Source organism: Aliiglaciecola sp. SL4, assembly GCF_041538045.1.
In the GTDB taxonomy this organism is placed as follows: domain Bacteria; phylum Pseudomonadota; class Gammaproteobacteria; order Enterobacterales; family Alteromonadaceae; genus Aliiglaciecola.
The window spans coordinates 190,301-204,139 of record NZ_JBGOSE010000004.1; the positions used below are offsets into that span (position 1 = coordinate 190,301).

A 13,839-nucleotide genomic window follows, 5' to 3' on the forward strand; every position below is an offset into this window, starting at 1 on the left:
ATTGCTATCTGCCTTTTAATTATGAATAGTTCACTCAGCATTAGAGTAGAGGGAAAAACTTTCAAAATTCATAATTCTGGCGTCTGCAATAGAAAGAGTTTTAGCTTTTTCGATATTCTCATTTGGAAAAACAAATATTGAGCCAATTTGGGCATATTTCATTTTGTAGAAAACAACCACTCCTACCTTCGACTTTTCAAAAGCAAAAATATTGTCGTGTGGTAGGGTCGTGAGCAATGTAGACTCAGCTATTAAATCTGCAAGTTTTGAAAACTCTATTGCACGAAGCAAAATATAAAATCCGTATTCTGTGAGTAACTCGGTGTCATCTTTAATTCTGTCGTAAAAGACCTCAGAATTATATTCTTCCTTTGTTATCTCCCTCTTTGCATATTTATAAAGTATTGCAAAGTTCACCAACTTCTTAATAGTGAAGTTACCTTCTACAGCCGCCAAATCTGCGGTTTTGATAGCAAAAGAAAGTGGATCATTAGCGTATTTTCTTCTACTGTCTAAATTAAGGTGTTGGTTCATATAGGATGTGTAATTTTCGTTTGATGAAAAACTGTTTATCTTATCAATAATTATTTCTAAAAGGCTTGCTCCCATTTTAAGCCTCATTTTAAAACCAAACTCCATAGTTTCACTAGAAGCCATATTGATGCTGTTCCACTCGTTCAATTTTTCGATATCGATACTAAAATAGTGAGCTCTTACGTCATATTTAGTAAGCTCTTCAAACTTTTCACCTTCCAACTTCCCATAGGTCAATGCACTATTAGATTTTGGTACAGGATCTGAGCAAGCCACAGCGAGTAGAATAAATCCCAGAAATAATATGCTTGTAACTTTATTCATAAAGCCTCTGTTGGTTGAGGTTTGATTTTAGGGGTGAAACTTTCTTTTTTTATAATCTAACCAAGCTATTGATTTTAAGGTTGCCTTAAATTCAAACATTAAACAAACTAATTTATACATCTGTTACCTACTATTCATATGTATATTGATTGACAATTTTAGTCGTTTTAGTGGTTGATCTTCCCCTAACTTTGTAGACACTTTTTACTTAGAAACCGAAGTAAGGTAAAAGTGTTATGAAAAAAATATCCTGATGAATTTAAACAAGAAGCCGTTTGCCAAGTAGTTGAAAAAGGCCATTTCGTACCTAATGTTTCCAAACGACTAGGTATATCGGATAAGTCACTCTATTTTTGGGTGAGTAAGACGAAAGTACCTGCCAGTCAATCAGCAGAGCAAGATGAAATACGTAAATTTAAAGAGAAGTTAAGCCTCTGACAGATGGTCGCTTGCCACAGTTTACCGAGGCTATCATTCGTCCTGATTTAGAACAGCTAGTTAATGGGATTGAATTTGCGTTCGATAAAGACTATCCAGTACCTGGTACTCATCAAAACTAACCTTAAGTTAAATTGTCAGTTTAGGTCGGCAATCGGTGTTTTTACTAAAGCCAAATTGCCGCAGTTAACTACCATTGCCAGCCGTCCTTATATTTACTTTTTCGTTTCTCTAATATTACTTTATTCCCCTTCAACAATAATCTCGCTAATCACTACTGGGCTTAAAATTCAAAGCACTGATTAAAGCAACTACGGAACTAGCGCAACCCACAATAAAAAAGAGCCGATACAATATCGACTCTTTTGACTTTCAAAACCTATTAAACTGCTCTTTATAATATATATCTCAGTCTAATCATTTATTGATCATCACTGATTTAATATTTACAAACTCAGTTATGCCAAATCCACCATGTTCTCTGCCATAACCGCTGGATTTCACGCCACCAAAAGGCAAATTTGGCTGTGCTAATCCATAACCGTTGATATTAACCATCCCGGTATCAAATTCTTCAACGGCTAGTTTTACCGCTTTGTCTTCGTCTGCTGAGAAGATACCGCCGCCTAAGCCATATCTGGAGTCATTGGCAACTTCCATTGCTTCTTTGTTATCTTTGACTTTGATTAGCGCTGCGACTGGACCAAACAATTCATCGTCATAAGCAGGCATACCTGATGTTACGTTCTCAAGAACTGACGGCGGGTAAAAATACCCTGTCATATCCGGGATTTCGCAACCAATCAAAACTTTCGCACCTTTATCAATGGACGTTTTAACTTGCTCATGTAATTCGTCTCGTAAATCTTCTCGTGCCATAGGGCCTATGTCTGTTTCTTTATCGTTAGGATCACCCATTTTTATATTTTTAAGTTGCTCAACGAAGGCTTGTTTGAATTCGTCGTATTTCGCTTCAGTAACAACAAAACGTTTGGCGGCCACACAGGTTTCCCCATTGTTAATCATTCGCCCCTGAACACAGGCTTGTACCGCGGTTTCAATATTGGCATCATCAAGTATCACATATGCATCGTTACTGCCTAATTCCAATACGGTTTTCTTTGAATGTTTGCCTGCTGTTTCAGCTACTTTTTTACCTACACCGTCACTGCCTGTAAACGTAACACCACGCACTTTGCTATGTTCAATAAGCTGGGTTGCCATCGACCCTTTGATGATCAGTGATTGATAAACGTTTTTTGGAAAGCCTGCCTTTTCGTACATCTTTTGAATTTCTACAGCCATGCCAAATACGTTGGAAGCATGTTTCATCACTGTGGTGTTGCCGGCCACAATGTTGGTGATGCTATATCTAATTACCTGATATAGAGGAAAGTTCCAAGGCTCAATACCCAAGATAATCCCTATAGGTTGGTAGCTGATTATCGCTTTACCACCTTCAATTTCACGCTCTTCGTCTTCTAGAGCTTTTATCGCTTCAGTGGCAGTGTATTCACAAATGCCTGCACAAAGTTCAATTTCTTGTTCACCCTGAGCGCGCACTTTGCCCATTTCTTCGGTCATTAATCTGAGCAATTCACTTTTATTTTCGCGAATTGTGTTGGCCAAGCTTAATACCAGTTCCGCGCGTTTATCTTTAGGTGTTTTTCGCCAAGATAAAAATGCGTCATGACTTTTATCTACGGCTGCATTGGCTTGTTCTAAGCTCAAAAGTTGAAACTCGTCTAGTACCTGCTCAGTAAAGGGATTAATTGTTTTTACTGCGTTCGACATGATATTTCCTCTTTTTAATTCAACGAAGCTATAGGTGCAAAACCTTTACCAACTTGTAACCTCATGAATTTAAGGTGAAATTCTATTTTTTAAGTTTAATTCTGTGAACTTGATTCAATACCTTTGCAAAATATTCACAGTCAACATGCATGGTGATTGGTCTTGAAAAAGTAAATAAAAAAGCCCGTAAAATGGGTATTACGGGCTTTTCGACAGAGCAAGTTTAGATTGAAATTTCAGTTGGACTAAAAAATTCTAAATCCAAGCAAACTCTATATATTGCAGTGCAAAGAAAGAGCTAGTGGAATCTGACTTGTAATAATTCCACAGAGTCTGAAAAAGTAAGGGTTTGTAACTCACCTTTACCTTCAACATTAATGGTGTTGACTTGTTGTGGCCATAAATCGCGTAAGGCATCATGACGTATACTTAGATTCTCTAACTTAGCAGGCTGTGTAGTTTCCTGATAAACCCAGAAAAACTTCCCCTCTATTTCATGACCAACTACTTTTAGAGGCAAGGCTTTTTGCTGACTATCAAACAAGTAAAAGCGTTTGCTTACATAGTCGCTAAACTCATTTTGCGTCTTTTCTGAATCGAGTATATCCGCATCCTTACCAAATATTTCTTTTACTGCATGTTCGGCATCATGAACCCTAAAGCGGTGCATGATTTCAATATTCTCAGTGCGCGGATTAAACAACACTGTGCTTATGGAGGTTTTTTGTTGATGTGCGCTTAGGGAAAACGCTATTAATAACAGCGCCCCTAAAGCTAGTTTGATGAAATTATTCATGATTAATTATTGTCGTCTTCGTCAATATTGTCTTCATCATAGGTTTTCACTTCGGTTTTTATGTCATGCATAATATCCCGATAAACCTTGCCGCTACGCTTTTTGGTTTTATAAGCTTCAATCCGCGACGGAATAATTTTCCGAGGATAATGGTTGTTGCTTATATCCACGTCAGCTGTTTCCCAAAGGGGGTCAACCGTCACACTAACTAGCTCTTTGTCTTTGTCAGTGATAATCAGTTTGCTAACCGCTTTAGGGGTACGACGCCAGATTTCTGCTGGAATATATTGGTTTTCAACACTGCCATCGGCAAAGGTTAGCTCCAGTATAATTGGCATGACTAGACCACCTTTATTGGAAAAGTCCAATACATAGTAGTTTTTGTCTTCTTTCACCGCGCGCTCTAAGGCTGTTTTTTCCCAAGGTTTAAGCTTACTTAAGAACTTCTGATAAGCATTGCGTTCTTTGTTGGTTACCGTGAAACGATCATTCTCGTCATAAAAATCGGTAATATCTGGGAAACGCTCAATCCAAAGTTTGCGTCCTTCCGCTTTGTTACGGATGTCTGTTAACGACTTAGGTTTATCCAACTCTTCTTGGCGCTGACGAGCAAAATCGATATCTGGATCATGGGTGTCTAAACGTAGTTTATAGATTTTATCTATGGAGATATCAACATGGTCAGTACTGTAGAACCAACCGCGCCAGAACCAATCTAGATCAACCCCAGAGGCTTCTTCCATAGTGCGGAAAAAGTCTGATGGTGTAGGGCGCTTATACTTCCAACGTTGCGCATACTCTTTAAATGCAAAGTCGAATAATTCACGGCCTAGGATAGTTTCGCGCAGAATATTGAGGGCTGCGGCAGGCTTTGTATAAGCATTAGGACCTAATCGTAAAACGCTGTCTGATTGAGTCATAATGGGTACTTGGTTTGATGACTTCATGTAATCCACAACATCTCTCGGTTCAACACCCCAAGGAATACTAGGATCCCATTCACGACCGGCTACACCGTCTAAAAAGCTATTTAACCCTTCGTCCATCCAAGTCCACTGACGTTCGTCTGAATTGACTACCATTGGAAAATAAATGTGACCAATTTCATGGATAACCACGCCGATTAAGAAACGCTTTTCAGCTTGTGAATAAGTGCGGCTTCCATCTTTTTGCAATTTAGTACGAGGACCGTTAAAGGTGATCATCGGATATTCCATTCCGCCCACAGGACCATTCACTGATTGTGCAACAGGGTAGGGATAATCAAAGGAAAAACGAGAATATACTTCTAAGGTTTGGATGATTGATTCAGTGGAATACTTTTCCCATAATTTGCCGCCTTCTTTTGGGTAAAACGACATGGCCATGACTAAAGGTTGATCATCTCCACCTTGTTGATGGCCACGGGCATCCCACATGAATTTACGTGATGAAGCCCAAGCAAAGTCACGTACATTGTTGGCTTTGAATTCCCACGTTTTAGTTTTGTCAGTGCCTTCTTTTTCGTTTTCTAGTGCTTCTTCAGCTGTCACTACGAAGACGATGCGTTCTGCATCTTCAGCTTGTTCTAAACGCTTGCGTTGGGTGGAAGTGAGTACTTTTTTCGGGTTTTGTAATTCACCGGTAGCACTGACTATATGATCTGCAGGTACGGTCAGTTCAACCTCATAATTACCAAACTCTAAAGTAAATTCACCACGGCCAATGAACTCTCGGTTAGTCCATGCTTCATAATCTGTATAGGCATGTAAGCGAGGAAACCATTGGGCTAACAAGAAAATATCGTTGCCACCTTCACGTTCATCATCAGGGAAGTGTTCATAACCAGAACGTGCTGTTACGGCATCTTCTTCTACAATGTTAAATGCGTAGTCGATATTGAATACGGTCTTTTTGCCAGGCTTGAGGTGACGCGGCAAGTCGATACGCATATTGGTACCCACTATGGTGAATTTAAGCTTGTTACCACTACTGTCGGTCACTGACTGAATGTCGAAACCCAATTCATGATCATCGGTGAATTGCTGGCGACGCAACGCACCTATACTAAGTTGTGCAGGTTTGTCCGATGATGCAGAAGCCGTTGCTGGACCGCGGTTACCAATACCACCAAAGGTTGTGGTCATGGCCGACATTGAGTCGTTGCGAAATTTGTTCTGCTCTAATTGCATCCACAAATACTTTAACGTATCCGGTGAATTGTTGTGGTAAGTGATTTTTTCACTGGCTTCAATTCGACGCTTTTCTTCATCTAATTTAGCCTTGATTTGATAATCAACTTGCTGCTGCCAATATTCATGACCGGGTTCACCTGCGGCGTTACGATACACATTGGGAGTTGGCAGAGATTCATCTAGCTGACGAAATTTATCTTCAAAATCGCCTTTTGTTTGATTAATTGCTGCATTTGCAAAGCCAATGGCAAAACATGATAGCAGGGCTACCATAAAGAATGGTTTAAACATTGTGTTACCTGATTATTGTATAGAAAAATTGCAATGTGAGCAGAGTTTTAATCTAAACTTTCATCGACATGCGGTTATTATTATTTTAGAAACACCTCTAAAATAAGATGTTTACAACGCAGATTTGAAGCCCAAATATGAGATCAAATCATTCTTAAATTGAGCTTACAATAATGAACTATAAAATGAAATGTTATAACATAATTATTGGGTGGCTGAGAATTCCAGAAGTGTATCAATATGATTACACAGTTTGCGAGTTGGATTCTATTCAACGCGATGAATAGCCAGAAATAAGAGGGGAATAGCGAAGTTGATTCAAAATCTCTAGCTTAACTCTTTGCAATCAAAACAGCCCATATATTGTCTTTGACTTAATCTAAGAAGCGTAAAGCAGCTTAAAAACCATCAAAAAAATTGGGGAAATAAAAAAATGGGTGACGCCATTAAGGTATGCTGTTGATTTTGTTGAGTAATTTTATTTTTAAAGGAAGAGGGATTGCTTTCTAAATTGGCTGTTGCTAGGATGCAAACAGCAAACATGATGTGAGGACGACCTCACCGCTCTTTTTTATTAATGGGGACGACCCCAACATAATAAGAGTGTATTTATGTCTTGGTTAATTCTTATCATTGCAGGGTTTTTGGAAGCCGGCTGGTTAGTTGGTATTCAAAAATCTGAGTCATTTACGCATATCCCTTACGTTTTACTTGCCATAATATCTATGACACTAAGCTTAGTGTTGTTTGCCATTGCTATAAAAGACATCCCCATTACTCACGCATACCTTGTTTGGTTGGCTGTAGGCGCGTCTAGCATTGCAATTATTAATCATTACTTTTTCCAGCAAAGCCTTTCAATTGCACAATTGTTTTGCCTTATCATCATTGCTTTAGGGGTGATAGGATTAAAAATAGCCAGTTAAGGGTTTTGTGGAAATACAAACATCAACAAGGGGAGATTTATGTCTGGAGAAAAAGACTTAGCAACACTGATAGCTTCCATGGAGCCCGTTTTGTCACAACACGAGTATGTATTTACCACCTTTACAAGCTACGATTACTCAAGTTTAGGACGATTGAAACCCGTTGGCACCTTTTTAGAAAAAGAAGGCATGACTGCGATTATTCAAAAAGACACTGCTGATGAGGCTGAGATCCCCTATTCCGGTGTTTTCAACTGTATCACTTTGAATGTACATTCGAGTTTGGATGCCGTTGGTTTAACTGCCGCCATTTCTCAAAAGCTGACCCAATCCAATATCAGCGCAAATGTAGTTGCTGGTTATTACCACGATCATATTTTTGTCAGTATCAAGGACGCCGTTCAAGCTGTTAAAGATCTAAAGGATTTGGCTAAGAACGGTTTAGTCAATTTTACTGATTAAAAGAAATTGCCCGAGGTATACCCATTCGGGTTTCGCGATTTCGAGTATTTAGCCGCGTTAGACCAACTTATGCTGGCTTCCCCTCTTAAGTTATAAACATTCCTGATCATTTTTTATAAGTAACTTTTAAACGTTAACCCTACCTTAACCATCACCTTGTTAAGCTTTACTCAATTATCGGCAAATACACTTTATGCATCGTGCACTAGGCAATCATAAAGTGGCTTTAGCTTCATCTTATTTTATGTATTTAATTAGGAATGCTTAATTATGAAATCTTCAATCAGCACAGTGGGACTAGTCGCGGTACTAACTTTGCTAATAAGTGCTTGCCAGCAGGAAAGCGCGCCCACCCAAACAGTTTCTGTTCCTGCCGTCTCTTATGTTGCAGTGACTACGGGCGAACATAAAATTGATACGAAAATGCAAGGCCGTGTTGTGGCTTCCTCCATTGCAGAAGTACGCCCACAGGTTGGCGGTATTGTGCAAAAACGTTTATTTAATGAAGGCAATACAGTTGAGCAAGGAGAGTTGTTGTATCAAATTGATCCTGCTACTTATCAGGCTGCTTATAACGAAGCAAAAGCAAGTTTGAACAGTGCTAAGGCGGCCCTTGAAACAGCAAAGTTAAAAGATGAACGTTATGCAAATTTATTAAAGTTTGAAGGTGTGTCTCAACAAGACGCTGATGATGCCCATGCCACTTACCTAGAAGCAAAAGCTAATATCGAAAAATATGAAGCTGCACTAGCCACTGCTGCTATTAACCTTGAATTTACCAAGGTGACAGCTCCTATATCTGGCCATATTGGTATTTCTAACGTTACGCAAGGCGCCCTCGTAACAGCTTTACAAACTGACGAGTTAGCGACCATTCGTAAACTAGACCCAATTTATGTGGACATGACGAAAAGCAGTAAGGAGATGCTAAAACTGCGTCAAATGTTGGGTTCTAACGGTATTACTCAGGGCTCAACAGAAGTTTCTCTAACTTTGGAAGATGGCTCTGAGTATGACCACAAAGGTCGACTAAAAATGCAGGAAGTATCCGTGGATTCATCAACGGGTACAGTAACGTTACGCGCTGAGTTTCCCAATCCAAATGGTTTACTGCTGCCAGGCATGTTCGTTCGTACTCAGGTAAATGAAGCGGTAAATAAAAACGCAATATTAGTGCCTCAACAAGGCATTTTCCACTCTGCTTCAGGCGAGGCTTATGCCTATGTGATTGGTGAAGATAATGTAGTGGAAAAGCGCGTAGTCGAAACGGTAAATGCCGTTGACAATAAGTGGTTAATTTCAAGCGGCTTATCAGAAAACGATAAACTCTTGGTGGAAGGCGCTGGTAAAATCCGCCCGGGTAGCGAAGTGAAACCTATTTTGGTGGAAATGAACGAGCAAGGAACCATGATTACCGTGGTTAAACAAAACCAAAGTACCTCTTCTATACAAGTGGGAGGTTAGTAAATGTTTGCTCGCTTTTTTATTGATCGCCCTGTCTTTGCTTGGGTTATCTCAATCATTATCATGCTCACAGGTATTGCCTCTATTTTGTCTTTACCCGTGGCCCAGTATCCAAGTGTGGCTCCGCCTGTAATTAGTGTAAGTACTAACTACACAGGCGCAGATGCCGCCACAGTAGAGAATAGTGTTACCCAGATTCTAGAGCAGCAGTTAACGGGTTTAGATGGCTTATTGTATTTTTCATCTTCGAGTACATCTGATGGTTCTGCCTCGGTGAAAATTACCTTTGAAGAAGGTACAGATCCCGATTACGCCCAAGTACAGGTGCAAAACAAAGTTGAACAGGTTAATTCCCGCTTTCCAGAGTCGGTACAAAACCAAGGCGTAACCGTCACCAAGTCAAACTCTGACTTTTTACTGGTTACCGCTTTATATGATAAAACCGATCAGGCGACAGCCTTTGATATTGCTGACTACATATCTTCAAATCTACAAGACTCTTTAGCCCGTGTTGAAGGTGTGGGTGACGTGCAACTTTTTGGTTCACAATATGCCATGCGCATATGGTTAGATCCCAATAAGTTGGCGGCTTATGAGCTGATGCCTTCGGATATCAGCAGTGCTCTACGTGCGCAAAATGTGCAGGTTCCGGCGGGTAAAATTGGCGCTGTACCTACTCTTGCCAATCAAGAACTAAACGCCACAGTTACTGCGCAATCGATGATGTCTACTCCTGAACAGTTTCGCGACATCATCATCAAATATAATTCAACGGGTGCTAATGTACGCTTAGGCGATGTTGCGCGGGTGGAAATTGGTAGTGAAAATTATAGTGCTATCCCTCGTTTGAATGGTCACCCTGCGTCGGGTATCGCCATTATGTTATCACCAGGTGCTAACGCCCTTGATACTGCGACCCGAGTGAAAGATAAAGTGGCTGAGCTGTCAGCTAACCTGCCCGATGGTTACGAAGTGACTTTTCCCCGTGACAGCACCGAATTTATCAAGATTTCCATTAGTGAAGTGGTTCAAACCCTAATCGAAGCGGTAATTTTAGTTGTATTGGTTATGTGGCTGTTTTTGCAAAATTGGCGAGCTACTTTGATTCCAGCCATTGCTGTACCTGTAGTGCTGTTGGGAACCTTTGGGGTGTTGTCAGCATTTGGGTTCTCAATTAATACTCTCACCATGTTTGGTATCGTGTTATCCATAGGTCTACTCGTGGATGATGCCATTGTGGTGGTTGAAAACGTTGAACGTTTGATGCGTGAAAAGAATCTATCGCCTCGTGATGCCACCATCGAGTCTATGTCAGAAATTAGTACGGCATTGGTGGGGATTGCCGTTGTGCTTTCCGCGGTATTCTTGCCCATGGCCTTTTTTGGCGGTTCAACCGGGGTTATCTACAAACAGTTTTCCATCGCTATTGTTTCTTCCATGACCTTATCCGTTATAGTGGCGTTAACACTAAGTCCTACCCTTTGTGCGAGCATGCTTAAGAAAAGCAATCACAGTAGTGAAGGGAAAGGTTTTTTCGCTCGTTTTAACCGTAAATTCGACAGTTTAACGGAATCTTACACTGGGCATGTGCAAAGCATTATTACCCGCAAGGTACGCTGGATGTTGGTGTACGGCGGAATTGTTGTGGTCCTTGGTTTGTTAATTGTGCGTTTGCCAACTGGTTTCTTACCTCAAGAAGATCAGGGTAGCACTATGTTCCAAATTAACTTGCCCCCTGGCGCTTCAATCAAACGCACAAGAGCGGTGGCAGAGCAGGTAGAGCAATACCTAATGGAAAATGAATCTGACATTGTTATTCGCTCATTTTCTATTTCCGGGTTTAACTTTGCCGGTAGTGGACAAAATGCCGGTATGGGATTTGTTGCACTGACCCCTTGGGATGAACGTCCTAATGAAGATCAAAGTGCCGATGCTCTCATCGGTCGCATGAATAAAAACCTGTCTAGTATTCGCGATGCGAGTGTTTACTCCATGTCGCAACCAGTGATTCAAGGGTTAGGTCAAAGCAATGGTTTTACCTTTGAATTACAAGCTGCAGCAGGTACAAGTCGTGAAGAGTTAACCGAGTTGAAAAATGAGTTACTCGAAAAAGCGCGGCAAAGTGGTTTGTTGGTTGGCGTTCGCGAAGGAGCATTAAGTAATACGCCACAATTGAAAGTGGATATTGATAATGGCAAAGCAACCGCCCTGGGGTTGTCGCTATCGGACGTGGCTAGCACCTTAACGTCGGCTTGGGCGGGTTCTTATGTCAATGATTTCATTGATAATGGCCGAGTCAAAAAAGTGTACATTGAGAGTGATGCGCAATTTCGTTCCAAGCCCGAAGACTTGGGGGAATGGCATGTGCGAGGCACCAATGTCGATGGTGAAACTAGCATGACGCCTTTCTCTGCATTTAGTACTACATCATGGTCGGATGCACCGCAAAGTTTATCTCGATTTAATGGTATTGCGTCGTATCAAATTCAGGGTGCTGCCGCCAGCGGTGTGAGCTCTGGTCAAGCGATGGCCGAGATGGAGCGCTTAACTCAAGAAGTGGGACAGGGAAAGCTAGCTTACTCTTGGAGTGAGTTGTCTTATCAAGAGAAGCTCTCCAGTGGACAGTCTTCTATTTTATACGCGATTTCTATTTTAGTAGTGTTCTTAGCCCTAGCAGCTTTATATGAAAGCTGGTCTGTGCCTTTCTCGGTAATTATGGTGATCCCGCTTGGGGTCATAGGAGCAGCATTGGCGGCAACACTAAGAGGTTTGGAAAATGATATTTATTTCCAAGTAGCGCTGGTGACAACCATTGGTTTGGCATCAAAAAATGCTATTCTGATTGTGGAGTTTGCCGAGGCCTCTTATCAGAAAGGTATGTCACTAATTGATTCAGCAGTGCATGCCGCTAAGTTGAGATTACGACCTATTATTATGACTTCATTGGCGTTTATTTTTGGCACCATACCTTTGGCTATCTCAACGGGAGCCGGCGCGAACAGTCGCATATCCATTGGTACCGGTATCGTAGGTGGAACCTTTACTGCTACTGTGTTGGGGATTTTCTTTGTGCCCTTATTCTTCGTGATAATCCGCGGTATCTTTCCAAAAAGACGGCCGGTTTGTGACGATGCCAATGGCCTAGCTAACGATGAACAAACTAAATTGGAGAAAGCGGATGTTTAATTTCTCTTTACCTAAAAACTGGGGGGCTCGGCTACTACCCATGGCCGGAGCATTGGTGTTGGCAGGGTGCAGTACCTTAGCGCCTGAGTATTCTCGTTCAGATTTACCTGTTGCTGAGACTTGGGATAATGCGCCTCTAGAACAAACTCAAGGTGTATCTGAACAACGGGCCGACGAGGTGTCATGGAAAAGTTTTATTAAAGATCAGCGCCTAAGCCAAGTGATTGAACTTGCTTTAAACAGTAACCGAAGTTTGCGCCAAACCTTGGCCGATGTCGAAGCTGCGCGCGCGACTTACCGAATCCAAGACGCTGACTTATATCCAACTATCAATGCAGGCTTAAGTGGTAATCGAACTAAGTCCTCGTCTGGTACTATAAGCACAATTTACCAAGGTGAAGCTGGGTTAAGTGGTTATGAAATCGATCTTTTTGGTAAAAATCGCAGTTTAAGCGAAGTACAAATGGAAGCCTATTTATCGACTCAAGAAACGGCGAAGGCAGCAAAAATTTCATTAATAGGCGAGATTTCCAATGCTTGGTTAACCTTGGCGGCAGATAAAAACCAACTTAAATTGGCTAAAGAAACCGCTAGCAATGCTGAACAAGCCATGGAAATAACCAATAAACGCTTGGAAATGGGTATTGATTCAAAAATCGATGTGGCCAGTGCTGAAACTATCTATTATAACGCCCGCTCTGATATTGCACGTTACACAACCCAAGTAAATCAAGATATAAACGCTTTACGATTGCTGGTGGGCGAGCAAGTTGACGAGAGTTTACTGCCTGATTTATTGCCAACCAGTGACAGTTTAGTGGCTGATGTGCCTGCTGGTTTGTCATCATCGCTGTTATTAGAGCGTCCAGATGTATTAGCCGCTGAGCATACGTTAAAGTCGGCAAATGCCAATATTGGTGTTGCCAGAGCCGCTTTTTTTCCCAGCCTTTCTTTAACTGCAACTGGTGGGCTTGCCAGCTCGGTGCTTGCCGATATATTTAGCGGTGGAGCAAGCTCAATTTGGACGTTAGCGCCAAGTATTACTCTGCCGATATTTGATGGTGGGGCGAATGATGCCACCTTGGCCTACAATGAAGCTCAGCAACAAAAATACTTAGCGGCTTATGAATATACTATTCAAAGTGCCTTTTCTGAGGTGGCTGATGCGCTAGCGCGTCGAGCAACAATTCAAGCTCAGCTAAACAGTGAAAAGTCCTTAGTATTAGCCGCTACTCGCAGTTATGTGTTATCCGTTGCTCGTTATAAAGGTGGCATTGATAATTTCCAAAGGGTTTTAGAGGCACAGCGCACTATGTATCAGGCTAATCAATCCCTTATTTCAACGAAACAGACTGATTTGCAAAACCGGATCACCTTGTATCGCGTGTTAGGCGGTGGCCTAGCAGAAGAAAAAGCTTCGTAAAAATATCTGAATGTTAGTTATGTCCTT

General features: G+C 41.3%; 9 protein-coding genes and 1 pseudogene. 6 read left to right on the plus strand and 4 right to left on the minus strand.

Translation table 11 applies throughout. The features are described 5' to 3' along the window. Positions 1-30: 30 nt before the first annotated feature. Positions 31-858, minus strand: a complete 828-nt coding sequence (locus AB6T38_RS07970) for a hypothetical protein (RefSeq protein WP_372546789.1) — start codon at positions 856-858, stop codon at positions 31-33. 252 nt (positions 859-1,110) lie between these two features. Here AB6T38_RS07970 and AB6T38_RS07975 point away from each other — a divergent pair. Beyond that, positions 1,111-1,296: pseudogene (locus tag AB6T38_RS07975) on the plus strand (transposase); the annotation flags it as partial. 417 nt (positions 1,297-1,713) lie between these two features. Here the strand turns inward: AB6T38_RS07975 and AB6T38_RS07980 are convergent. From AB6T38_RS07980 to AB6T38_RS07990, 3 genes are all read right to left on the minus strand, one after another. Beyond that, on the minus strand, positions 1,714-3,090 hold the full coding sequence (locus AB6T38_RS07980) for an NAD-dependent succinate-semialdehyde dehydrogenase (protein WP_372546790.1): 1,377 nt from the start codon (positions 3,088-3,090) through the stop codon (positions 1,714-1,716). Positions 3,091-3,388: 298 nt separating this feature from the next. Next, on the minus strand, positions 3,389-3,886 hold the full coding sequence (locus AB6T38_RS07985) for a DUF6702 family protein (protein WP_372546791.1): 498 nt from the start codon (positions 3,884-3,886) through the stop codon (positions 3,389-3,391). Positions 3,887-3,888: 2 nt separating this feature from the next. Next, positions 3,889-6,351 carry a M1 family metallopeptidase gene (locus AB6T38_RS07990; protein WP_372546792.1) on the minus strand — a complete coding sequence of 821 codons (2,463 nt, stop codon included), beginning with the start codon at positions 6,349-6,351 and terminating at the stop codon, positions 3,889-3,891. A 611-nt stretch (positions 6,352-6,962) separates the two neighbouring features. Here AB6T38_RS07990 and AB6T38_RS07995 point away from each other — a divergent pair. From AB6T38_RS07995 to AB6T38_RS08015, 5 genes are all read left to right on the plus strand, one after another. After that, positions 6,963-7,277, plus strand: a complete 315-nt coding sequence (locus AB6T38_RS07995; protein WP_372546793.1) for a multidrug efflux SMR transporter — start codon at positions 6,963-6,965, stop codon at positions 7,275-7,277. Positions 7,278-7,316: 39 nt separating this feature from the next. After that, positions 7,317-7,739, plus strand: a complete 423-nt coding sequence (locus AB6T38_RS08000) for an ACT domain-containing protein (RefSeq protein ID WP_372546794.1) — start codon at positions 7,317-7,319, stop codon at positions 7,737-7,739. Positions 7,740-8,009: 270 nt separating this feature from the next. Continuing rightward, positions 8,010-9,203: an efflux RND transporter periplasmic adaptor subunit gene (locus tag AB6T38_RS08005; RefSeq protein WP_372546795.1), complete on the plus strand. Its 1,194-nt coding sequence runs from the start codon at positions 8,010-8,012 to the stop codon at positions 9,201-9,203. A gap of 3 nt (positions 9,204-9,206) precedes the next feature. Beyond that, complete coding sequence (locus AB6T38_RS08010) at positions 9,207-12,389, plus strand: efflux RND transporter permease subunit (RefSeq protein ID WP_372546796.1); 3,183 nt, start codon at positions 9,207-9,209, stop codon at positions 12,387-12,389. Next, a complete protein-coding gene (locus tag AB6T38_RS08015) occupies positions 12,382-13,812 on the plus strand; it encodes an efflux transporter outer membrane subunit (RefSeq protein WP_372546797.1) in 1,431 nt (476 codons plus the stop codon). The genes AB6T38_RS08010 and AB6T38_RS08015 overlap by 8 nt, the downstream gene beginning before the upstream one ends. Positions 13,813-13,839: the final 27 nt, after the last annotated feature.